14 protein-coding genes and 1 tRNA gene are annotated in these 23385 nt (G+C 65.1%); 4 read left to right on the top strand and 11 right to left on the bottom strand.

The genetic code is table 11. The features are described 5' to 3' along the window. The first annotated feature begins 18 nt into the window (after window positions 1-18). The gene (locus ACY34I_RS06095; RefSeq protein ID WP_462753252.1) at window positions 19-1335 is read left to right on the top strand and encodes a hypothetical protein; all 1317 of its coding nucleotides are present in this window, start codon (window positions 19-21) and stop codon (window positions 1333-1335) included. A 164-nt stretch (window positions 1336-1499) separates the two neighbouring features. Here ACY34I_RS06095 and brxL read toward each other — a convergent pair whose 3' ends face one another. From brxL to ACY34I_RS06060, 7 genes are all read right to left on the bottom strand, one after another. After that, window positions 1500-3620, bottom strand: coding sequence for a BREX system Lon protease-like protein BrxL (gene brxL / locus ACY34I_RS06090; RefSeq protein WP_462753250.1), 2121 nt, complete (start codon window positions 3618-3620; stop codon window positions 1500-1502). A 16-nt stretch (window positions 3621-3636) separates the two neighbouring features. Next, window positions 3637-6135: a BREX-1 system phosphatase PglZ type A gene (gene pglZ, locus ACY34I_RS06085; RefSeq protein ID WP_462753248.1), complete on the bottom strand. Its 2499-nt coding sequence runs from the start codon at window positions 6133-6135 to the stop codon at window positions 3637-3639. Then, window positions 6128-9646, bottom strand: coding sequence for a BREX-1 system adenine-specific DNA-methyltransferase PglX (gene pglX / locus ACY34I_RS06080; protein ID WP_462753246.1), 3519 nt, complete (start codon window positions 9644-9646; stop codon window positions 6128-6130). The genes pglZ and pglX overlap by 8 nt, the downstream gene beginning before the upstream one ends. Further along, window positions 9646-13119, bottom strand: coding sequence for a BREX system P-loop protein BrxC (brxC, locus tag ACY34I_RS06075; RefSeq protein WP_462753244.1), 3474 nt, complete (start codon window positions 13117-13119; stop codon window positions 9646-9648). The genes pglX and brxC overlap by 1 nt, the downstream gene beginning before the upstream one ends. Window positions 13120-13124: 5 nt before the next feature. Further along, window positions 13125-13679, bottom strand: a complete 555-nt coding sequence (locus tag ACY34I_RS06070; protein ID WP_462753456.1) for a DUF1788 domain-containing protein — start codon at window positions 13677-13679, stop codon at window positions 13125-13127. 41 nt (window positions 13680-13720) lie between these two features. Beyond that, a complete protein-coding gene (locus tag ACY34I_RS06065; RefSeq protein ID WP_462753242.1) occupies window positions 13721-14347 on the bottom strand; it encodes a DUF1819 family protein in 627 nt (208 codons plus the stop codon). 87 nt (window positions 14348-14434) lie between these two features. After that, a complete protein-coding gene (locus ACY34I_RS06060; protein ID WP_462753240.1) occupies window positions 14435-14635 on the bottom strand; it encodes a helix-turn-helix domain-containing protein in 201 nt (66 codons plus the stop codon). Between the two features lie 674 nt (window positions 14636-15309). Here ACY34I_RS06060 and ACY34I_RS06055 point away from each other — a divergent pair. Then, on the top strand, window positions 15310-15606 hold the full coding sequence (locus tag ACY34I_RS06055) for a hypothetical protein (protein WP_462753238.1): 297 nt from the start codon (window positions 15310-15312) through the stop codon (window positions 15604-15606). Between the two features lie 169 nt (window positions 15607-15775). On the opposite strand, the gene ACY34I_RS06050 is transcribed toward ACY34I_RS06055, so the two are convergent. Continuing rightward, a complete protein-coding gene (locus tag ACY34I_RS06050; RefSeq protein WP_462753236.1) occupies window positions 15776-16240 on the bottom strand; it encodes a hypothetical protein in 465 nt (154 codons plus the stop codon). Window positions 16241-16326: 86 nt separating this feature from the next. Then, the gene (locus ACY34I_RS06045) at window positions 16327-16635 is read right to left on the bottom strand and encodes a hypothetical protein (RefSeq protein WP_462753234.1); all 309 of its coding nucleotides are present in this window, start codon (window positions 16633-16635) and stop codon (window positions 16327-16329) included. Between the two features lie 1028 nt (window positions 16636-17663). Here ACY34I_RS06045 and ACY34I_RS06040 point away from each other — a divergent pair. Next, window positions 17664-17739 (top strand) — tRNA-Arg (locus tag ACY34I_RS06040). A gap of 244 nt (window positions 17740-17983) precedes the next feature. Here the strand turns inward: ACY34I_RS06040 and ACY34I_RS06035 are convergent. After that, a complete protein-coding gene (locus tag ACY34I_RS06035) occupies window positions 17984-18586 on the bottom strand; it encodes a hypothetical protein (protein ID WP_462753232.1) in 603 nt (200 codons plus the stop codon). Between the two features lie 486 nt (window positions 18587-19072). Between ACY34I_RS06035 and ACY34I_RS06030 the strand changes: the two genes are divergently transcribed. After that, a complete protein-coding gene (locus ACY34I_RS06030) occupies window positions 19073-19927 on the top strand; it encodes an aldo/keto reductase family oxidoreductase (RefSeq protein ID WP_462753454.1) in 855 nt (284 codons plus the stop codon). 86 nt (window positions 19928-20013) lie between these two features. Here the strand turns inward: ACY34I_RS06030 and ACY34I_RS06025 are convergent, their stop codons facing one another. Then, window positions 20014-23235, bottom strand: a complete 3222-nt coding sequence (locus ACY34I_RS06025) for an Ig-like domain-containing protein (RefSeq protein WP_462753230.1) — start codon at window positions 23233-23235, stop codon at window positions 20014-20016. Window positions 23236-23385 lie beyond the last annotated feature (150 nt).

The raw sequence follows: 23385 nt of genomic DNA, 5'->3' as shown, positions 1-23385 counted from the left end.
GAAAACAAAGGGGAGACGATGACTGACGATCGCACGGCGTTCGTTCCCGTGTGGATGCTGGCGACCGGGGACGTCCGGGTGCCCGCGTTGGCCGGAGACGAGCCGATGACGGCTGAGCGCTTGGCTGAACTGCGCAGTGCGCTGGCCGGCCTGGCCGACAAGCCGATCGCCACACTTGAGGTACATCCGCTACCCGACAAGCTCGACCGCAGCCGAGGTATTCCGCTCGATGCCGCGAGTCCCTTGGCACAGCACCTGTCGCAGCTCATCACGCAATCAGCGCGAAGTTCCTCTGTGGCGGCTACGACGACCGCTGCCGGCGAAGGGCTGTATCGCATGGTGGTTCCGGCGAAGGTTGCCGCCCAATTCGGTCAGGGCATCGTTCGCCCGATGGCTGCGAAGGGGGCGGCCGGTGGCATCTACGGTGCACTCGTGAACTCAACGGGCAGCATCGCCGCCCAAGCGAGATTCGAGCCAGTCGGTAAGGCTGCAGCGGCAGGCGCAGTCGGTGGAGCCGGTGCAACAGCCGGCGTCGCGGTTGCCGGCAGCGCGGCGCTCACCGTGGCCGCGCCGCTCGTGCTCATGGCCGTTGCGGTGGGGGTCAGCGCGCATGCCGACTGCAAGCGCCAGCAGGCTATCGAACACATCACAGAACTGCTGGAGCAACTGCACGAACAGAAGCTCGAAGACGAGCACAGCGAACTCGATGGCTGCCGCGATGCCATTGACAAAGCCACCGCCATTCTGCTCGACCAGGGCAAGCTCGGTGTCTCGCTAGGACTCGACTCGGCAGTGCATGCCATCAACACGGCGCTGGGCCGCGCTGACCGCCGCCTTGCCCAGTGGCAGAGCGCACTCGACAAGCTACCCGACGGCAAGCCCGTCGAGATCGCCACGCTGACCAAGTCGTTCCCCGGCGTCGACGACCATGGCGGCACGTTCCGCACTCACCTCGAACTCGCTGCCCTGGCCATTGCGCTGAAGCGGCGGGTCATCGTCCTGCAGGCCGTCGAGTATGCCCAGGACGACCCTGGAAACTTGTTCGAGAACTTCGCCCGCGCACTCAAGCGCGACCAACAGCGCCTCGACGAACTGGAGTCGAGCATCGCCGGTGTCCTGAAACGCCTATCGGCGCTGGAGTTGGCACGCCCGCAAGGATTGCTGCCCGTCTTCACGACCGGTGAAGTCGATAGCCTGATGCGCGCGGCAAACCGGATTCACAAGCTGGGCGACGGCGCCGTGGTCGGCCGCCGCGCGACAGACGTGGCGATTGAGATTGCCCGCAATGAGGACGGCTCACTGGTCGTGTTCCCTGCGCTGCCCGCGCAAGCGTAGGCGTGCTCGCACTGACTTGGTGAGTGGTGCGGGGTTGCCCAAAACCGAGGGCACCCTCGGTAACTGGCTGAACCAGGACAAGCGGGGCCCGCGGTCGAACATGCATGAGGCGTGGCGGGCCTGCCTTGCTCATCCCCACCGCACCACAGGTATCTTGATCTCGGTCATGCGCTCTCGCGGATGTAGGTTATCCCGAATGCTTTGACTTGACGGAACTCTTGGAGCTTGGTCGCGAGGTCAAAAGCGTCACCGGTGACGTACTGGAAGATGTCGAGGCCGCGGCCGAGGAGGATTCTCCAGCCCGTGTCGGTGACGATCGAGCGGTCGTGGATCTTATCGTCGAACGCGACGTCAAAGTTAACGCCCCCGACCGCCGCGCCCTGCTTGATCTTGAGGAGGAACTCAAGCTGCTTGCGCAGCTTGTCCGCGCTCTCGGCGTTCTCCGCGGTGATGAGCTTGACGTTGACCTCGTCGGCTGCGTCCTTCGTCCTGGCGATCGCCTCGATGAGTTCCATGAGATTGCGGGCCTGGTGGAACTGGCGAATGTAGGGGTCGATGATCGTGATCTGCCCCGCACCGTGCAGGTACGGGATGATGAGCGTGTCGAATGAGACGCCGCGCTGGTTTTCCTGAAACTCCCGGTGCCCCTCGAACAGCGGCGGCTCGGTGACCGGCTCGGGCTGGCGCGGTGTTTCGGCCTCTGCAGTCGGCGCCGAACCACCTGGTGTCGGTTCGCCTCCATCGGCCGTGGTTTCGTCACCCTCGGGGCGCTTAGGATAGTAGTAGGCCGGGTACTCGTCCTCTTCGAGCGTCGAGACCGAGTGCCAGGCTCCACCAGTGTCCAGGTAACCGAACTTGACATCGGCCATCGTCGAGTCGATGCGCAAGATCTGGTCCTTAACGCGCTTGCGGCCCTCGATCGCGAACCGCAGGATCTCCTCAATCTCCTCGGGCGTGGCCTCCCCATGAGGGTAGAGGATCTTCATCAGCCCGGAGAACGTCTTGTGGATGCCGTCACGGTCACGGGTGGAGATGTCCGACGAGAGCGTGAAGTGCTGCCGGTAGCGGTCTGAGTAGTCCGCCGAGCGCATCGACTTGAGCACCTCGGCGATGTAGTCGACGACGAACCCGTAGCCGCTGGAGAACATCTCCCCGCGGATGGTGTCGACCTCCCAGCCGGGGATGTAGTGGTGCAGTCGGTCTAGGTAGGCCGAGTCGTGGTAGCTGTCGGGTAGTTCGTCGAACAGGTCGGAGTGCTTGAGCATGTACGGCACGGTGTGTGAGGTGTTGCCGACGAACACCATCGACGCCTCCGCGCCGAGGGTCTCGACGCCGCGCGAGAACGACTTGTTCGCCATGTAGTTCTTCATGATGTCGACGAGCGCCCTGTCCGCGCGCTTCTTCTTGCCTGCGAACTCGTCGAAGGCGACGACATCCCAGTAGCCGACCAGGCCGATGCGCCCGTTGGCGTTGTTGACGAACAGTTTCGGGACTGTGACCTCGCCGCCGGAGATGAGCATGCCGTGGGGCGAGAACTCGGAAAAGATGTGCGACTTGCCGGTGCCCTTGGGGCCGAGTTCCACGAGGTTGTAGTTGCGCTCGACGAATGGGATGAGCCGCACGAGCTGGATGAGCTTGGCTCGCCGGCCGAACAGCTCGGGGTTGAACCCGATGGACTGCACTAGCAGGTCGATCCACTCGTCGGTGGTGAAGTCCCGTCGGGCGGCCAGGTAGCCCTCGAAGTCGAAGTTCGACAACTGGATGGGTTTGATTGAGCCGAGAATCCAGGGTACGAACCGCGTGTCGTCGCTGTGGAAGTACTCGATGTCGCAGATGCACCAGACGCCGCCGACGAGCAGCTTCGGATGGGCCTTGATCGTCCCGGGTTCGACGAGCACGCCCTTGATGCCGAGGTTGGCGAACTCTGCCTCGTACACGTCGGCTTTTTCGTTGAGCGTGGCGGTCACCTTGTCGATGATGCGGTGCCGCCCTCGTTCGCGGATCGTAGATTTCACCAGCTCGGACTGGTTTCGGTGCACATAGTGATCGGTCAGGATCTTGCGCACCGTGTCGATACCCGCCTGGATGGTGGCTTCGTCGTCGGAGGCCGCGTACTGCCCGAGCAGGTATTCAAGCACGTAGGTCGGCACGATGGCGTTGCCCTTGACGGCCTTGACTAGGTCCTTGCGGACGACCACGCCGGGGAACAGAAGGTTGATCTTGAAGTCGAGGTCGCTCTGCTGCGGTGCGCTGGCGTCGGGCGCCTCGTTCTCGGTCTCGCTCATCCGAGCCTCCTTCCCCTCAGAAGTCGAAGTCCGAGGCGAACGAACGCTTCAGCGTGTAGATCGCCTTCGCGTAGACGCGCCACTGGTTGGTGTTGGGGATGCGCTCCTCCAGGCGGAACTCGACGGCACGGTTGTTGTAGACATTGGCGTCCTGGCTGAGCAGCATCTGGGCGGTCTGGTACCGGTCTCGCTTGTCGGCCGAGATCTGGTCGAAGGTTAGGTGGGCGAGATTCGAGATCAGGGTCTCGCCGACGTAGAGCCCGGCCCGGAGCGTGCGTGGCTGGACCTTGTCGGTGACTGGCTCGGACTGGAACAGTCGGACGACGACCTGCCCTGTCGTGATCTTGTCGGACTCGGGCCACACCTCGACGTTGACCAGTCTGGTGTCGCTCTTGCGCTTCTTGTTGACGGCCAGCACGGGGACGACGATCTCCTGGAGCGTCGCCCCACCGTGGACGAACCGTGCTCCCCCGCCGGCGAGGCGGAGTCGGTGGATCGACTTGGGGATCTGCACCTCGAGGTCGCTCTGGAGCCCGAGCTGGGCGGCATCGAAGGTCGCGAAGGCGTTGTCGACCTTGAGGCCGCGCCCCAGCACGTACCGTCGGTTGACGACTTTGAGGTCGTCGCCCTGCGGCCGGGCGGACAGGACAAACGTGTCGCCGAGAGCCTCGTCCTGGAACAGGAAGCCGTGGTCAGCCGTGATGAAGATGTTCGTGGCGTTGGCGCTGGCCAGCTTCTTCACGAGGTCGACGAGGTCACGCAGCGTGTCCTCGACGGCCTCGAACACCTGCCGTTCGGTGCTGGGCTTGTCGCCGGTGGCGTCGATTCGGTTGTGGTAGACGTACAGAACTCGGTTGGCCTTGTAGAGCTCGCGTCGCTCGTCGGCGTTCAGGGCCTTGAAGTCCTCGGCCTGGATCGCCGTGCCGCCGACGCTCTCGAGGATCTTTCCGCGGAAGGCGGTGCCGCTCGTCGGCTGGTCGTCCACGAGCACGGTCTTGGCGTCGGCGGAGTGCTTGAGCGTCGAGTGCGGCAGAAGCGCCGCCATCCCGAGCTGGGTGTAGCTCGGCAACACTCCGAGGACGGCGTCGAGTGTGGCGTCGAAGCGGTCCTCCTGCCGGATGCATGAGCCGAGTTCATCGGCTACCTCGTACCGGAGCGCGTCAGAGATAATGACGACGGCCTTCTTGTCGCCGTCGCGCACGAGCGGCTCCACGTAGCCAGCGTAGAAGCTCGCCTGGGAGCGGAGTACGGACGAACGCCACCGCTCGACCTGGTCGACTTGCTGCTGCCAGGCATTGCCCAGCTCGTAGACGAACTTGTTGGTGTAACGTTTCTCGACCTGCTCTCGCAACGCCTCCAGTAGCTTCGGGTATTCGGCCATGCGCTCCGCGTAGACGAACTGGCGGTAGAGCTGGTCGATGCGGAACCACTCGCGGCGGTAGCGCTCTAGCCCGTCGTCGAACGACTGCATCCCGAGGTTCAGGGAAGCGAGCTCGCCCAGCAGTTCGGAAGCGCTAGCGACGGCTGTGTAAAGCTGCCGATAGCCGTCGATCCACACGCTGCTCTGCCGCGCCCGTACGACTTCGGCGACCTCGCGCGGGGTGACGGTTTGCTCGGCCACGGCGCGCGCCAGGTCGCTGATGATCTTCTGGTCGGTCTCCTCGAATAGGTCGACCGACACCAGATCACGGAAGCTTGCATCCTCGATCATCGAGGCGTAATCGAGGTCACGTGCTGCGCGCTTGGCGAGTGTGGCAAGCGCCTCCTGGCTGCGCCGGTCGTTGCGCAGACTCGCGAAGTCGAGCTGGATGTTTTGCAGGCCACCCGGCCGGTCAGACTTGAAGCCACCGATGGCCTTGCGGAAGATCCACAGCACGAGATCGTCGATGCTCGGCGAGGTCGACTCGTAGCCGTAGATACTGGCGACGCCGCGCCAGAAGAAGTCGTCGAGGCCGTAATCGACGAGCGCCTCGTACTTCGTGTGGAGCCCTCGGGCGTTCTCCGTGAGCAGCGTGCGGGTGATCTCCAGCAGGCTGTGGGCGTCCTTGAGACCAAGCAGCACTGCGGTCATCTTGGCGCGCAGGTCGATGGAATCGTCCTCGGGACTCAGCAAAGCCTTGAGGCTTTGGACGCGTTTGGTCGCGTTGAAGAACTTCTCGTGAGTCTGGACGACCTCGTCGATGCCCGTGCCAGTGAGGCCGAGAATCTGCGCGACGAGGGTGGTGCGATCGGCTGTGAAGACTCCGTAGGCAAGCTCAAGGTCAAGCAGCCAGTTCCCGATGCCCGTCGGCACCTGACCGGAGCGGTACACGAGGAACTTGCTCGTCGGCTCGTCGTACAGGAGTCGGTTCTTGATACCGAACTCGTCGTTGGCAACGCGGATCGTCTGGACACCCGGCAGCTCGAGATCGTCCAGGTCGGCGGCATACTGGCCGTCCGGGTCGTGCCAGAAGACTACCCGGCGGGTCTCGAACCACCGCTCCAAGTGCGGGCGGACCGTGGCAGCGTCACTCATCGCTTGCCTCAAGACCGGGGATCTTCTTCAACGCGGCGCCGAACTTCGGGTAGTTCACCTTCACGCCGTCGTCTAGGTCGATCGAGAGCTGCCGAGACGCCAGCGGATACAGAACGTCGTGCTCGTACTCCTCGAGCTCCAGCAGCACCTTGCGGAGCCGGTCAGCCTCCTTCTGGGCGGCCGCCTGCTGACGCGGCGTCCCGCCACCAGCGGCCAGGCGCTCCTGCTGCTGCAGGCTGGAGGTCAACTTGGCCGTGAACTCGCGCAGGTACTCGTTGAGCACCGTCGATACCGTGGAGGGCGTGTAGCGGTGCATGTAGATGAGCGCGTTGAACGAGCCCTTGGGGCTGGAGAAGAGCCAGTAGATCGGGCGTTTCTTGTACCGCTGGACGTGGTCCTTGTAAAACAACCTCACGAAGTAGTCGCGGATGTCCTTCACGCCGAGCGACTCTGCCACGAAGCGGAGATTCTCCTCGAAGTGCTGATCACCGAAGGCGGCCCGGAGGAACTGGCGGAAGCGCGCAACGATATCGTCCTCGAACCAGTCGCCGTCCACGACGGGAATGACGTTGTCCTCGTCTGGAGCAAAGGTGGGAGCAGGCACCTTGGCGAGGTAGTCGTGCAGCGTGGCACCCTGATCGGCCAGGATCAGCCCCGGCTCGTCCAGGCTGTAGCGCCCGAACATGCAGCCGATGGCGTAGGACACCAGCTCCTTCGTAACATCCTGCCGGAACAGCGCCGCACGCTCCGACGCAGGCTTGCCGGCGTACTTGAAGGCCGTGTTCCGAGTCAGCGAAACCCGATCCAGCGACACCTCCCACCGCACCTCGTGCTCAAGCCCGTAGAGCTCCGCGACCGCCCGATTGTTCGCCTCTTCTAGAGATTGCTGCCGCAGCGAGAGACTGTCCCAGCGGCGGCAGTATTCGTCGACCGTCTCCGCGACCCGCACACCGCCGCCCAGAAACGATGGCGACGCGAAGTTCCATGACGTCTCGGACTGATCCCAGTCGAGCTTCGAGTTGGCCTGCAGTTCCGCTACCGAGGCGAGCACCTCGTCCGGCGCCTTAGAGTTGACGATCGGCAGGCTCCCGACGTCTTCGGCCACAAACGACATGGTCGGCGACTTCGCTTGAAGGAGCGCCTGCATTAGTGACGAGTTGCAGATGCTCATGATCAGGCTCGCCTCCCGCTCGGAGCTGACGAAAACGGACTTGGCGGCAGATCCGAGAACGAATCCCTCCGGATAGCTACGGAAGGCGGGCGCACCGGATGAGATCTTGGACCACGAGATCGAGGAACGGAAGTAAAACTGAGGGCTACGGACGGTGGACTTGGGGCGCTCGGCAAGGATTTCCCGGCCGCCGTTCTGCCAGTTGATCAGGTACTCATGATTGCCGTACCACTTGCGGTACTCGCCGCCCTTGTTGAACGGAAACCATTTGGCGCCACCGGCCTCGGCTGCGGCAGGGGTGGGCGCGCTCAGGTCGCACGATCGCTGGGAAACCTCCCACCACAGCCGGGTGAATCGGTCGGCGTCCGAGCTGGACAGTCCCTCGCGTAGTTCGGCCAGTTCGCCTAGGGGCCGCCCGAGGGCGAAGGCCCGGCTCATGTCCTCCGAGAGCCAGTAGACGATCGGTGTGCCCGGGATCCGCGAGAAGCTGTCACCGGATCTCCGGTACAGATTCGGCCCTTCGCCGGTTTTCGCGGCCGCCGCGGCGGCGAGCATCGTCTGTGACTTCTCCGACTCAGTCCGGCCGTCGACCAGCCGCAGGTAGGTGCCCTCCTCGCTCGGCGACCTGCCCGCCTGCAAGACGAATGCGGTCGTGGAGACCACGGCTCCGCCGATCGAGTCGAACGCGCGCTCCCCCAAATGAGCCATGGCTGCGGGCGGCGAGGACTGAAGGATGAACTTCCGCAGTTTCTCGAAAGACGCGAGGAACATCCACGACTGCATGGTTACCATGGCGACCAGCCCCGAGCCACCCGCCAGGCGTACACACACTTCGATGAACATGGCGAACAGGTCCGTCCTGCTCGTCGGGTAGTGGTCCTTCGCGAATCCGGTCATCAGAGCGCCCATGTTCCCGGCGCCCATGTACGGCGGATTGGCAATCACTACGGCGTACTCGCCGGACAGAACCGTTGCTTGATGCACGACTCGCCGTGCCCGCTCGACAGCGTCGGCCATGACCATGTCCGGGCCGCCGTCGAGCTGTGCGAGGTGCCGCCCGAGGTCAGCCGCCAGGCCACGGTCGGGCTGAATGAGTGATCCGAGGATGTCGGCGTGCTCGAACTGGTTCCAGAACGCCGTCTCCACGGTATGGTCGCCGTCGCGCGTCAGCAGGAAGTCGATTGCGGACGGGATGAAGCGGATCGGTTCGAGCACGCACACGTTCGGTTCGACCTGCTTGCTGAAGAAGCTGCGCTGCCGCGCCCGGGCCTTCATCGCGAGAGCGAAACCCGCGAGCGCTCCGGCACGGGGGTCGATCTCCACGCCGTAGAGGTTATTGGTCAGGATGAGCCCAGGGATCTCGGCCGGGGCGTAGCCCTCTTCCTCGTAGATGGCATATAGCAGGTCGAAGGCGTAGGTCAGCATGTGGCCTGACCCGCACGCCGGGTCAATAACCTTGAGCTCCTCGGGGCTGCCGATCTTCAAGAAGTCCGTCTCGTCATCGACCGGGGCGATGTAGTACTCCATCTGCTCGGCCAGGCGAGATGATGGGTGGTTGAGCATCCAGAGGCGGCCAAGCGAGTTCTCGACCAGGTAGCGCACGATCCAATGTGGGGTAAAGAGCTGGGTCGCTGCAGGGATCTCGTCGGAGCCGGCCTTTTTGTTCTTCTTAAAGCCCGCGAAGACCTCGTCCTTCCGCTCCGCGATGTAGAACTGGTACAGCCAACCGATGACCTCGACATCCTGGCAGACGTCGTCGGTCAGGACCTCGACCGCGCGGTTGAGCACCGAGTCGTCCGCGAGCAGGTTCGCGGGGATGAGCAGCTCGGTAAAGTCGCAGTCCCGTTCGAACATGAACGGCATGGCGCGGTTCCAGTAGCGGCAGTAGTCCGCGAGCAGCCGGGCGTAGGCTTCGCCCTGGGCGTCCTCACTGCGGCGGGTGCCGTTGAGTAGGCCCATGACCGTTTCGCGAGTCTTGGTGCCGACGACCATCACGTCGATGTTGCCGCGCTTGGCGTCGGCGAGGATTTCGGGCTGGCCGATCTCGAGGCCGGTCCGCGGGGAGACGACACCGATGTCGGTGTAGCCGTTAGCATCCATGAACCTAAGAGCGATGATGCGGTTAAACCAGGTGTAGGCGACCCGGTGTGCGACCACTGCCCTGCCCTTGTCTTCGCCACCTGCTGCGCTGACCGCCTTCTCCAGGGCTTCGACGACCGTGGGCTGCTCCACCCGCTCGGGCGAGGCAGGGGCCAACACAACGGCGATACGGGCGGTCACCTCACGAATAAGCGCCGTACGTGCCCAGGCGGCGAACGACTTCAGCGGTGCGGTTTCCATCAGAGAGAGATTCGCTTTCCGTCGTTCAGGGTCCGGACAAGTGCCGTGCGCAGCGCGCCGAGGTAGCGGTCGACGTCCTCCTCCGTCTCCAGCACCCCGTAAACGCCGGTGGCCGAGATGGTCTTGACCGACACGGTCTGCTTCGGCGGAGGTAGCGTGCCGCCATCACCGTCGCCGTCTTCCTGCTGAGAAGCTGCTAGCTGGTCGAGCAGGCCCGGGTAGACGGTCTCCTCGAAACTCGACCGGGTCTCGCGGATGAGAGCAACCTGGTTCTGGGAGCGGACACGGGAGACCATCTGGTCGACCCGGCGCAGCACCCTCCCCTGGGCGTCCGGTATCGCCTTGGCGTAGAAGGCGCTCGCTTCGATCTCGGCCCTACGTCCCTCGATCGCCTCGATGACGTTGGTGCGGTTGCTGGCGACGACTTCGTCGATCTGGGCGCGCAGCTGGTCGGTGGCCTGCTTGAGCTGGGCCATTTTGTTGCCGCGGAAGGCGTTCGGGTCGTCCAGCGCCGTACGGACCGAGACGTCGCTGCCGGACGGCAGGTAGCCGATGTTGCTGCTGTGAGTGGTCAGCAGGTCGGCGGCCTCGTCGTAGATGACCTTCTGGCCACCACTGAGGAACGCCTGGATCGGGTCGATGATGCTCTCCTTGGCGTCGAGCAGGTCGTCGCCAAGGTTGAAGTCGGTCAGGTACCAGTCGTCGGGTTTGCCGACCACCTGGTCGAGCAGCTCGATAGGGGCGGAGAGCTGGCTCACGAATGGGTACTTGGAACCCGTCATGGTCGCCTTGAGCTCGTCGCGCTTGCCCCTTAGCTTGTCGGCGCCGTGCCGGGCGAGCTCCAGCGGGTCCTTGGGCGCGTTGGCTTCATCGAAGAAGTCGGTGCAGAACTTGCGGAAGACGGACACCTTGCGCTCGTCGAAGGTCTTCTGCGGCGACACCACGGCGTGGGCGTGCTTCTGGGTGTTGCGCAGCGCCGTGGCGACCTCAGACCGCTTAAGGACGTTGCCATCGACGGTCAGTGTGACCTTGGACGCGCCGATCAGGTACGCGATCAGAACCTCGATCGAGGCCAGGTCCCAGCCATAGGGCTTGGCCGTGAAGCTGTCGACGACGGTTTTGACCGTGACCTGCTCGCCGAGCGCCTCCTTGCGAAGGACGAACGACAGCACCTCCTCCGCAGGAAGCTTGGTAAAGGCGCCGGCTTCGAACAGGCCGCTGTCGGGGTTCGCGGCCGAGGCGACCTGCTGCTCGCTGAAGGTGACACCGCCGAGCAGCTTGAGCTGAGTGTAGGTGCGGCTGATGAGGTCCTGAAAGCCATCTGTCACCCGGGTGAGCGCCTCCTGGGAGCTTGAGGTGATGTCTGCGGCGTTGATGACCAGGGTGGCCTTGCCGACCGAGCCGCGCACCCGCTGGATGAGCTCCTTCTCCCGGTCGATGTTCTGCGCGCCCTTGGAGCGCAGAATCTGGTCCTCGATCACGGAGATCGAGGTGCCCTGCTTGCGCTTGATGTACTTCTCGGTCTTGATCAGCAGCCGCAGGTCTGACAGCACCCGGGCGTCCGGGTCGAGGATGACGCGCAGCTCATCCTTGCCCGCGCTGTGCATGCGGATCTCTTCCGGGGAGTACGGGTACTCCGGCGAGATGAAGTGGACCGCCAGCTCCCGCTGGGCGCCATGAGCCTGGTCGTCGAGCTTGAACCCGAATGGGAAGTCCTGCCCGTTCTTGGCATAGCGGATCTTGTTGCTCTTGATGACATCGCCGGACAGGATCTTGAATAATCGGCCGCTGACCTCGGAGGCGTCGATGTCGACGTTCTTGATCTCTTCCTCGATGACCTGCTCTTCGTTGGTCAGGTACTCGTACGCGTTGCCGTTACGCCGGATGTAGGTCTGCGACTCCAGCAAGGTCAGCGCTTCCTTCACCTGGACTGACAGGGCGGGGAGGTCGAGGCCGAAGCGGTCGTACACCAACACCGTGAGGTTGCGCGGGGTCGCCTGAAAGCTCTCGACGTACTTGACGAGGAAGAGCGCCTTGAGGAGCCGGACCGCTAACTGATTGTCAAGGTTGCGCTCGGCGACGTCGATCGAACGTTGGGCGGCGGACTTCAGCGAGGCGCGGATGCCGGCGAACATGCTGTCGAAGGTCGCGAGCTGGCCGACCTCGACGTTGCCGATGTCCTTGGCGACCTGTTGGACGACGCCGAGCATTGACCGCTCACCGACCGAGCTGTTGCGCCCCTCGAAGACGTTGTGCTCTGAGATGCCCTCGATCGCGGCTTGGAACAGCGGGAATTGGTAGCTGACGAACGGGTAGGTTCCGATGAAGTGCGCCTCGTCGGTGTAGTTGCGGTAGCTCTTGGCCCCGTCGACGAAGTCAAAAAGCGTCTTAAAGTTGCCGTGCTGGTCTGCATAGATCTTGCTCAGCTCAGCCACAGCCGCATCGTTCTTCTCCAGCAGGCGCTTGCGGATGACTTCCTCAACGTCGGCGCTGGTGAGCTTCAGCCGGGTCTTGAACCGGGCTTGGATCTTGGAGAAGTCGTTCCCCTGCTGTTTGGTGCGGTCGCCGATGACCTTCTCCATGTCCTCCTGAGAGGTCACGAACACCCACGAGCGGCCGGCGCACTTGGTGTTGAGCGACTCCGCGATGGTCTGCAGATTGAGCATCAGCTTGGTGTCCGAGCCGATGAACTGGCCGACCTCGTCGACGAAGAAGTTGAGGCGAAAGTTCCGGTCGCCCTGCTTGTCGAGCCAGGCCTTGACCTCGTCGGCGAAGTCCTCGATCGAGACCGAATATGAGGCGCTGTACTGCTTGATGATGCCGTCGGCCGCCGCACCGTTCACCTCGGCGAAGGCCCGGTCGATGCTCGGACCTTCCAACGCGCTCTGCTCGCGTCCCTGCGTCCAGGGGATGCCGGCGATGCGCTCGAACGCCTCCTTGAACGCCTCGTACTGCCCGCGGTTGTCCAGGTCGCGCTCGAAGCGGGCGACGTGTCCTTGGTTGCCGTAGTAGCCGCGACTCTCGTCGAAGACCTTGACGAACACCTTCAGCAGGGCGTCGGTCTGGTCCTTGCTGATCAGGGTGGCCTTCTGATCGATATTGAAGAGCAGGCTCTTGGCCGGGATGCGGTCGGCCTTGTCGAGCAAGCCGGGCAGGAAGGCGTCCGGTGCCTTGGCCCGGAAGCTGTCGGAGACGTCCTGGCGCGGGTAGTCCTGGCCTTCGACGTCCCCGAGCAGGTGGGCGAGCATCTTGAGCATGTGCGATTTACCGGAGCCGAAGAAGCCGGAGATCCACACGCCGTTGGCGTTGGTGTAGGAGGTGTACTCCTCGAGGAGGATCTCCAGGCCCTTCGCGGCCTCGTTGGTTAAGACGTACTCGTCGACTTCGGTGCCCAGGTGCGCGACGTCATCGGCCTTGATGACGCCCTCGATCGGACGCTGAATGGGCTTGGCGAAGATCTCGCTGAGCTGCATCGAGCTCACGCCTCCTGTTCCAGGATGTTCTTGGCTCGGTAGTACTGGTCGTCCTTGAGTCGACCGAACAACACGAGCGACGAGCCCAGCGTGTCGGACTGCTCGTAACGGCCCGGGAAGAACATGAGCATCGGCTTGCCCTTGACCACCGACTGCAGGTTGTTCAGCACGTTGTGTGAGCGGACGTACGGGAAGACCTCGCCGATCCCGGTGAGGAAGAAAATGTCGAAGTCCACTTGCGCGAGCCGGTCGCGGATCGCCGGGGCGATATGCAGCTGCGGGTCGAGCATCCCCTGGAGCATCTCGCGAAAGTCAGCCTTGTCCTGATCCGGCTCGATGGCCAGGACCCGGCCCCAGACACCCCGCTCCTTGAGCAGCTCGACTGACAGATCGTAGAGGTTGATCTCGAAAACCGTGACGCCGGCGTTGGACAGCCGGTTCCTGATCCGCTTCTTGGCCGCCGCTACGGCGAGCGCATCCTCAGGCGGATACGGGTAGATGAAGAACGGAACCTCGTTGCTCAGGCCCTCCATCTGCAGGAAGCGTCGGCCGCTGAGCACCGCGAACAAATGCTCCTCCTGCTCAGGCAGAGTCTTCGGGATCACAGCGCGCCCCCCAGCCCTTCGGTCTGCTGGGTCGGGAAGAACCGCAGATCACTCGGTGTGCGAGCGCTGAGCACGGCGGCAACTCGCTCGGACAACACGGCAGGCATGATGAAGCGCGCCTCCGACAGCAACTCGGCCTCCTGCAGCATCTTGAACACGTTTGACCTCAGCTTCTGCAGCGTCGAGTCCTTGATCTGGGCCAGCTCCTCGTGCCACAGCGCCTTAGTCCGCACAAAGCTGTCGAAGTCGTCGTACGTGAGCGTCGAGGCCAACAGGAGGAACCGCTCGCGCACGACCTCCTCGGCGAACTCGCCGATCAGCTCGTAGCGACGGCAGGCAGCTGCCCACAGCAGGTATCCACGTTCGGTGGCCGACGCCTCGATGAGCAGCTCAATCTCGTCATCGCCGAGTACGGCAAGCCGCTGCACAATCTCGCGTGCAAAGCGCTGCCCCGACGCAACCGTGCGGGCTTGCAGGAGGTTGTCGCCCTCGATCAGCGCGCGCACCTTTGACCAGTCACGTTCACGCAGATACAGCGGTGCGGCGATCATCGCCTCTCGCACGAGGAGGGCCCCGCTAGTGAAGGAGAGCTTATAGCGCGTAGTAGGGGCCGCCTCACCCACCGGGGTACCTCCTTCCAGTTCCAGGCAAGTCGTTCAGGACATGGCAACCCACCGACACTTCCGCGGCTCGACTGGTCGCGCCAAGGGTCAGTCCGGTCGCGCATCGGCACCCGACGAGGCGACGCCACCGCCGCGCACCCACTCATCGACGTCGCTGGCTTGGAACTTCCAAAGTCGGCCGAGCTTGTGGGCTGGCATGCCCTTCTCCGCGATCCACGCGTAGACCGTGTCTTTCGTGACGCCAAGGTGGGCAGCGATGTCGTCGGCGGACAGCCAGGGCTCAGCCAAGGTGAAACCTCCAGTCGACAGCCAGCGATAAGCGCATCGGGGACGCCTACCCTATCCGGGAGGCAGAGGCCGGTCCATACCCGGTCTGACCGGGTGTGGCCGGATCAAGCCGTGTCGTTCAGGCAGCCCTCCCAGTTCTTTGCGGGAAGGGAGGGGTATGGAAAGAGCCCTCTGATCAGCACCGCGCTCCAGGCGGCATGGCAGCAGAACGTCGACCATGCGCGCTGGCTTCATGAGTGAAGCGCTGCAAGGGCTTACCAGGTTGAAAGCAGGGGTGCTTGGACGCGGAGCATGCTTGGCCGTGGTGGGGTAGCCGGCGGCCGAACGGGCGTGGCGTGCTGAACTCGGACGCCGGCCGGACAACGGCGGCGTTCCCGGCGCCGGCTGGCCCTCTGGCACCTTCTGAGCGGCGCGGCCGGTGCTCGCCAGCGTAGGAATGCTGCGAATTAACCCTGCGGGATCTCTTCGGGCCAAGCTGGCGCAGACATAAGGTCTATGCGGGCTGCGTCCCGCCACCCCGCCGTCGCGATGCCACGGCCACGGTGGCTTCGGTTGCGGCATAGGAGAGCTCGAGTGGGCTGGAATGGCGGAGCCGGTTGGAGATGATCTTCATCTAGGGCCTGTCCTGTCGATCATGGAACGATTTGGCAGGGCGTCTTGGCTAGAGTCTCGCCGTGGTTGTGGTCAACATGGTTGAGAAGTTCGGCGTGGACGATTTCCTCGAACGCTCATGGGATCTGCCATCAGCGGTCATCGAGCCGCTGCGCGGGCATGTCGAGGTGACGCCCGACGGGTGGGTCGTGGACGTGTGGCCCATGACGGCGCAGCTCGCCGCCATCGTGCAGCCTTGGGTTGATGAGCCCATCGATGTCGAGTCGGGTTCCTGGTTCGTCAGCTCTGCGCAGCGGTCCGTCGGTGGGTTGCCGTCAAGTGATTGGCCCAGGGCCAATGGGCTGTTTCAACACGGGTAGCGCTGCTCCTCGGACCTGCTGAAGCACGAGGAGCGCAGCGAGCAAGGCGGTACCGCGGGTCCGTTGAAGCACCTATGAATGATGCACGTGGATCTTGGCGGGTAACCCATCCAACTGCACGCGGCATTCAGGTGCGACGATGCTGGATTGCCCGCCCCGCTTTCCAGGATCAGACAGTGACGATCGTGAGGGCCCTCTCGTTCCGAGGTGCCTTGATCTGCATTGGCACGACAATAGGCCGCTTCAACAACCCGGGGTGCGGTGCTGGAGGACGACGCTCCAACACGGCGAGACCGGCAGGCTGGGTGGAAAACGCCACCCTCGACTGGTCCCCGAACAGGTCGACCGCGAGCCAAAAACGGAAAGTGCTCGGTAGGCCCACTCCGTGAGTAACCTGCGGATGCCGTACGACGAGTTGACAAGTCCAAGGGTGGTCTGCATCAAGGTTGGCGTAGAAGGCGACCTTGCTTCGCTCTTGGCCGCCTCGCAGCCCGAGCATCCGCTGCACGTGCTTGATCAGGTCCTCCTGCGAGCTGGCTGCCTCGCCGACTCGCGTCCAGTCCGTTCCCAGTTTGATGGCCTCCAGCGAGCGGGCAGGGAAATCCCGGTCGGAGACCCACAAGTCAAGCTTCACGCGATGACCTCTCTGCTAGGGCCAGCCCGCAACGTATCAACCTGAGCTTCGAGGACGCCAACCGGTTCTGCCAGCGATCCATCGAGTCATTCGTACGATTCGCCGCGCGTTTTGGCCTCCCACATCTGAGCGATGCCAGACCGCAGCGGGGCGCTTTTCGCGCGGAAGCGGTGACCTGCGAGGGCTTTGCGGGCCATGTCCCGCAGCCGCTCCACGTCGCTGCCGGTGAACCCGTTCGCGGGCGGCCACGCACACAAGTCGTCGACGTCGAATCGGTGTCCGTGCCGCACCAACTCCGTCAGCGTCTGGTTCGCCAGCCCTTCGTCGTAATACCCGGCGAGGCCGTTTGCGTGGTTCACCACGAGGTTCAGATGTTGCATGGCAACGAGCACCACCGGCGGCAGCTCGATCGTCGAGGCGATCGGTTCACCAGTAGTCAGTCGACTGCGCGATGCGCCGCAAGCCACGCCCGGACCGACCGATCATCGCCCCACTCAAGTACGCAGACGGACGTGACCTGTCGCCCGAAGTGCCCGGCAAGCATGCCGAGCATCTTCTCCGTGGGTCAGCACACGAGCAGAGGGCCGCCGTTCCACGACCGATTGCTCTGTGCGGGCTCGGTCACCACGGCCACTCCAGGCAGCAGTCGAGGCAGGGCCCCGTTGCGCTCGAAGTTCTGCTTCGTGGGCACGAACACCGCGCGGTGCCCCGGCCGTTTGACAAGCCACGCGGCGCCCAGCCTCACGTGCCGATCAGCATGGCCACTACCCCCGGGAACGAAGTGGACGTTCCGCGCCGCAGTATCCGTAGGCATGCAGGCGACCGTATCCGCGCGGTATGACAAGTCACGCCAGCATGTCGGCGCGAGGCGAGCCCGGCAGCCATACTCGCCGCCGTGTCCTCGAACCTCCTCACCAAGGCCGCTGACACCATCAACGCAGCGAGTGGCGCCGGCCCGGTCTGGACGTGGGCTGGGCCCCGTTGGTTGCTCTGGTGCTGCTCGAACGCCGGGGAACTCGCGCGGACAGTCAAGGACGGACACGGATTCACCCACAAACGGAGCAAGGCACTGCTCGCTGCAAGATCATCTAACTACGGTGCTGATGCTCTAGTTGATAAAGTGTCTCGTCGTACGTCACCGCTGAGGGCTTGGCTGCCGCATTGTTGGCCCTCCCTCGAGAGCGCAAGCAACGACGGCTGATCTTGATGATGTGCGGGGTGTGTGCTCTCCAGCGGGTGCCGTCGTGGGTTAACCGGCGCCACTCTGGGTCAACGCGGGTCAGGGATCACGGCCGCCAGCGCGCCACGTGTGGTCGACGTGTGGTCATCGGCTGGTCCAGTCGGCCGGGGACAGTGCAGGTCAACGCCGGCCAACTCCCTGCTACCCCGGGTCAATGCGCGGGTCGCTAGACTGGGCCCTCGCGCCCTCGTAGCTCAGGGGATAGAGCAACGGTTTCCTAAACCGTGTGTCGCAGGTTCGAATCCTGCCGGGGGCACCAGGTCACCGCCTTGATCAACGATCACTGGTCTGCCTTCCGGGACTTCCGTGCCCGCTGCGTGCCCGATCGCCTAGCCAGCTTCGCCCGGCTCGCGTCCAGGTGCTGGGCGACCTCAGCGTCCCGGCCATCGACCGCGCGGGCGTCGTGGCGGGTCGTCACGCTGGCATTGGCGTGCCCGCGCGCAACTGGGCGGTCCCAGGGCTGTGAGACGGGGTGGGGAGTCGCGGCGGGATCGTTCGCGGGCTTATGAGATTGCACTCGGGCCGGTCGTGCCCGTCACCCGCCACCCGGTACCAGGTCTGTTCTGCACCACGTAGGTCAGCCAGGTGGCGCCGAGGCAGGCGACAAAGCCGGTGATCGGGACCTGCACCTTAGGATCGTCGCCGTTCACCGTGCCCAGCGTGATCAAGATGCCGCCGTCCTTGACTCGTGGGCAGCCGTCCCTCGTCTCGATCACTGCCTCCCCGTCGTCGATGAAAGTCACATTTGCTACCGCCGCCAGAGAGGCCGTTACCTGCTGCTGGGTGTTCCGCGCAATTGGAGTGCCCCGCTCATGCTTCCCGAGAGGATCTCCTGCGTCCGGATGGGCCTGATCGAGCACGTAGACCGTCTTGAGGGTCCGCGCAGGGAAAGAGTTCTCCGCAGGCGTGCCGAGATACCTGCGTAACACCTCTACGTAGACCTCGGCCTCCTTAACGCCGGCCGGCCAGTCTCCAACCGGCGCTACGCTGACCGGCGAGTTGGTGACCGGCGAACCGGCGGAACTGTTGCGGGCGCAGCCCGCAGCGCTGCCCGCAATACCGGTGAGCATTCCGGCGACAACCACGACGACAAACTTACGACGCATCTAGCGCCCTCCCGACCGTCACACCGTCGGCTCTATGACGGGGATCGTCACGTTGCGGTTCCCGCTATGCCGCCAACCGCACTGACCTTTCGCGCTGCCGTGACGGGGAGCGGTCCGCGTCCAGTCCGCGAGAGGCCCACGGACGGTGCCAGCTCACTGCCGAGCAGCTTCCGCCGCGTCACACCTCCTAAACCGTGTGTCGCAGGTTCGAATCCTGCCGGGGGCACCAGGTCAGACCCCTGATCAACGATCACTCCGCTGCCTTCCCGGGCTTTCGTGCCCGCCGGGTGTTACCGGCGGTAGCCACGTGGATCGTGGCCTGCCTGTCCCTCCCACTCCCAGGAACATCGGGGTTCAGCCTGTTACGCGCGGCGTGGCGGAGTGTTGTAGCCAGGACGTGCTGACGCCGCCGCGGTTTCGTGGCCGCGTCGGCGGGGAAGCCCGCGGGATTCGCGACAACGGAGAGGACTTTTCGTGACACCGACCATGCCTTCCGGCGGAACGTTCCGGATGGGGGATCTCACCGTCAGCCGGATGGGGTACGGGGCGATGCAGTTGGCCGGCCCGCACGTCTTCGGCCCACCGGCCGACCGCGACGCTGCCGTGGCCGTGCTGCTCGAGGCCGTCGAGCTGGGGATCAACCACATCGACACCGCCGACTTCTACGGCCCGTACGTCACCAATCAGATCATCAGGGAGGCTCTGCACCCATATCCGGATGGCCTGCACATCGTGACGAAGGTCGGGGCGTTGCGCGACGCCGAGGGGAACTGGCCGCAGGCGCTGGCTCCCGAGCAGTTGCGCCAGGCAGTGCACGACAACCTGGATCACCTCGGACTCGACGTGCTCGATGTCGTCAACCTGCGCGTCGGCGGGTTCGACCGGCCCACTCCCGGGTCGATCGCCGAGCCGTTCACGGTGCTCGCGCAGTTGCAGCAGGAGGGGTTGATTAAGCACCTGGGTCTCAGCACCGTCAACGCCGACCAGGTTGCCGAGGTGCAGTCCATCGCGCCGATCGTGTGCGTGCAGAACTTCTACAACATCGCGAACCGGGACGACGACGACCTGATCGACTCGCTCGCCGCGCAGGGCATCGCCTACGTGCCCTACTTCCCGCTCGGTGGCTTCTCCCCACTCCAGTCGGAGGAGCTGACCGCGGTCGCCGTTCGTCTCGACGCCACGCCGATGGCCGTCGCGCTGGCGTGGCTGCTGCAGCGCTCCCCGAACATCCTGCTCATTCCCGGTACCTCGTCCGTGGCGCACCTGCGCGAGAACGTTGCCGCCGCCGCGCTGTCCCTTCCGCGGGACGAGCTGGTCGAGCTGGACGCCATCGGCTCCTGAGCACGACCGATGTGGGCCCGCAGCCCCGGCGGCCGCAGACCGATCCGTCGGTCTGCGGCCGCCGGATCGGTCTGCGGCCGATCGGCCTACTTGACGGTCACGGCGACGGTCTTCGGCGGCTGTTGCAGCTGGCCGTAGTTGTCGACCGCCCTGATGGACACGGTGTAGGCGCCGGCCGGGATCACCGGCGACGTGTACGCGAAGTTCGACCCCGGCGAACCCGGGCTGGTGAGGAAAGCGGAGATCCAGGGGAGACCGCCGAACCCACCGGCGGCGTTCATGCCCTGGCCCGCGCTGTTGACGATCTGGATCTCCACCCGGAGCATTCCGATGTCGTCCACGGCCCGTCCGCTGACCACGATCCGCTGGCCGGTGTAGGCCGCCCCGTCCTGCGGGGTGAGGCTCGGTTCCAGCCGCGGGTCGAGGTCGCCCGGATACACGAGGTACTTGGCGGTGGCACCGGCGGTCGAGCCGTCCTGCTGGCCCGCCGTGTCGACCGCCCACGCCTCGACGCTGTACTCGCCCTTGGTCGGCAGGTCGATCGACAGGGTGAACGTGCTGCTCGTCGCGCCGGGCGAGGCGAGCTTGGCGTTCACCGTGGCGAAGCTCGCCGCCATGGTGCCGTTCGGCTGCACGTACCGGCCGGTGTCCAGGTCGCGCAGCGCCACCCGTACGCCCTGCACGCCCTTGTCGTCGGTCGCCGTGCCGGCCAGGTCGAGGTGCAGCTGCTCGACGTTCTGGTCGACGCCGGTGAAGTTCAGCAGACCGTTGGGGAACGCGTCACCGGGCACCTGGGCGGTGACCGTGAGCCGGCCCAGGTTGGTGCTCGTCGTGGTCAGGCCCAGGTTGTCGGTGGCCCGTACCCGGAAGTCGTACACGCCGGGCTTGAGCGGCTCGGTGGTGTAGGACCAGTTGTACGAGGTGGCGTTGAGGTTCGTCGGTGAGATCCGGTAGTAGGCGGCGATCGAGTCGGCGCCCCACGTGCCGTCGGCGGCCAGCGCCTCCCGGGTGGCGGTGTTGCGCAGGTAGATCTCGACCGACTTCAGGCTGTCGTCGTCCCTGGCCGTACCGGAGAAGGTGATCGCGGCGCCGGGCGCGACGGTGACCGGCGCGGCCGCGGTGGGCGGGGTCATCGCCGCCGGGCTGCTGATGGCCACGGTCGGCGGGACGCCAGTTGCCGAGATGGTCCAGTCCTGGGTGTCGCCGCGCAGGTCGCTCTGACCGGCGGTGTCGACGGCCGTGGCGGTCATCTTCCACTGGCCCTCGATGGGCAGGGTCACCTCGAACTGCCAGGTGGTCGACAGCGCGCCGATGACGTCCGGCTCGCCGCGGAACGTGTTGTAGACCGGGGCGACGGTCCCGTCGTCCTGGAGGTACTGGTTGTTCGGGGTGCGGAACGAGTAGATCAGCGAGCTGATGCCCTTGTCGTCGGTGGCGGTGCCGGTGGCGATGAAGCTCTTCGTGGCGAGCAGGCCACCGACCGGCGAGTCGATCCTCGTCGCCGGGGGCAGGTCGTCGAACCGGAAGGTTTCGATCTTCTTGATGGCCTTGGTGGCGTCGCTCGCGCCGCCGTTGGCGAACGTCTTCGCCTGGATCTGGTACGCGCCGGGGGGCAGCGCCACCGACAGCGACCACTTGGTGGAGGTGGCGTTCGGCGTGGCGACCGTGGCGTTGATGCTGTTCGAGGCACCCCAGGTGACCAGGTCGTCCTGCAGGTACTGCTTCTTCGCATTCAGGATCTCGACCTGGACCCGGGTGACGCCGGTCGGCGCGACCGCCTGGCCGTCGATCACGAAGGGGCTGTTGGCGCTCTTCACCGCGCCCTCGACGGGCGTGACGATCGTCGTGTCGACCGGCGCGGGCGCCGGGGCCTTGGCGATGTCGAAGAATCCGACCCGCCCGACCGTCTTGCCGCCCTTGATGTTGCCGTCGCCACCGGCGAAGAGACCGCGCGCGGTGGCCAGGAGGTACTTCTCCCCCTCGTACGAGTTGGAGCCCGGGTTCCACTCCAGCGCCGTGCCGGTCTTCGGGTCGAGCGCGCCGAGGTGGTCCCGGCGGACCACCTGGTCGCCGAGGCCGTAACCGCTCAGGCCCTGGCCCGTGCCGTACCCGACGTTGTCGAGCCCAGGCCAGGGGACGTTGGCGGTCGGCGATTCCTGCCAGCTGAAGTGGCCGCCCACGTACACGGCTGTGGCGGTGATGGCGACCGAGTAGACGCTGTCGAAGTGCCGGGACACCCAGAGCGGCTCGACGTTGTCGTTGCCGGTCAGCGCGAACGCCATGGCGGTGTCGTTGATCGGTGGGCGGTCGCCGCCCGAGCCGCTGGTGACGACGAAGTACGAGTCGTCCGGCGCGATGTCACCGGCGAAGACCCGCTGAATGCCGCCGACGAAGGAGAGGTTGTCCTCCCACAACCGGGTGCGCCACGGCAGGAGGGCCTTGGTGGCGGTGTTGACGAGGGCGACACCGTAGCGGTCCTGACCGGCGATCTGGCGACCGGTGTGGACGACGAGCAGCTTGCTGCCGTCGCGGGTCAGCTTGAGCTGCTGCACGGTGAGCATGCCGCCGACGCCGATGCCGCCGGACATGGGCAGGTTGAATCCGCTGTCCACCGCGCCGGTGGTCGGGTTGAGCGCGACCAGGCCGCTGCGGCTCACGCCGTTCACCGTCGTGAACTGGCCACCCACGTACACCGCGGTCCTACTCACGGCCAGCGCGGTCGCCCGGGCGTTCGCGGTTGCGGTGAACGCCGCGATGGGAGCACCGGTGGTCGGGTTGAGCCGGACGATCTTCCGCTTCGCGACCCCACCGACGGTGTTGAACGATCCCGCGACGTAGAGCGACGATCCGTCGGGCGAGGCCTCGACGGCCTCGACGGATCCGTCGAACGTCGGCCGGAAGCCCATGTCGATCTTGCCGGTGTCGATGTTGTACGAGGCCAGCGAGCGCTGGGCGACCGCGGTCCCGCCGACGTTGGCGATCGAGGTGAAGGTGCCGGCGATGAAGACCCGGTTGCCGATCAGGGCGATGTCCGTGATCTCGCCGTTGGTGATCCGTGGCACGTCGGTGCGCGGCGTGCTCGGCACCAGCCGGGTGTCCCCCGGCACCGGTTGGGCCGCGAGGGCGACCGTACGGGCGGCAGCGGTTGCGGCATCACCGCCGGCTGCTTCCGCGGCGGTGCGAGCGGTGGTGCTCGCGACACCGGTGGCGCGCATACCCGCCACCGTTCCCGCAGCAGCCGCCGGCAGGCCGAGCAGCACCACAGCCCCGGCAACCAGACCCGCGACGGCGCGGCTCCGAACGTGCATCGAGAACCCCCTGTAGGCGCCGGAATCGCGCCACCGGGTCGACTCCCGGCGACGTCCACCCGCCGGCGTGCCGGACGTCACGGTAGGAGGAAGCGGTCTTCGGCGGTATCGAGGGCCGCCGAAATCCACCGCTCGACATCAATTCCGGCC

This window comes from Micromonospora sp. RTBAU3-60 (assembly GCF_054963695.1).
This window is presented reverse-complemented; position numbering and strand designations above follow the sequence as displayed.

Excerpts from the sequence above, each read along its gene's own strand:
- ACY34I_RS06095 (WP_462753252.1), top strand. The coding sequence starts at position 19 with ATGACTGACGATCGCACGGCGTTCGTTCCCGTGTGGATGCTGGCGACC.
- brxL (WP_462753250.1), bottom strand. The coding sequence starts at position 3,620 with ATGAGCGAGACCGAGAACGAGGCGCCCGACGCCAGCGCACCGCAGCAG.
- pglZ (WP_462753248.1), bottom strand. The coding sequence starts at position 6,135 with ATGAGTGACGCTGCCACGGTCCGCCCGCACTTGGAGCGGTGGTTCGAG.
- pglX (WP_462753246.1), bottom strand. The coding sequence starts at position 9,646 with ATGGAAACCGCACCGCTGAAGTCGTTCGCCGCCTGGGCACGTACGGCG.
- brxC (WP_462753244.1), bottom strand. The coding sequence starts at position 13,119 with ATGCAGCTCAGCGAGATCTTCGCCAAGCCCATTCAGCGTCCGATCGAG.
- ACY34I_RS06035 (WP_462753232.1), bottom strand. The coding sequence starts at position 18,586 with ATGCGTCGTAAGTTTGTCGTCGTGGTTGTCGCCGGAATGCTCACCGGT.
- ACY34I_RS06030 (WP_462753454.1), top strand. The coding sequence starts at position 19,073 with ATGCCTTCCGGCGGAACGTTCCGGATGGGGGATCTCACCGTCAGCCGG.
- ACY34I_RS06025 (WP_462753230.1), bottom strand. The coding sequence starts at position 23,235 with ATGCACGTTCGGAGCCGCGCCGTCGCGGGTCTGGTTGCCGGGGCTGTG.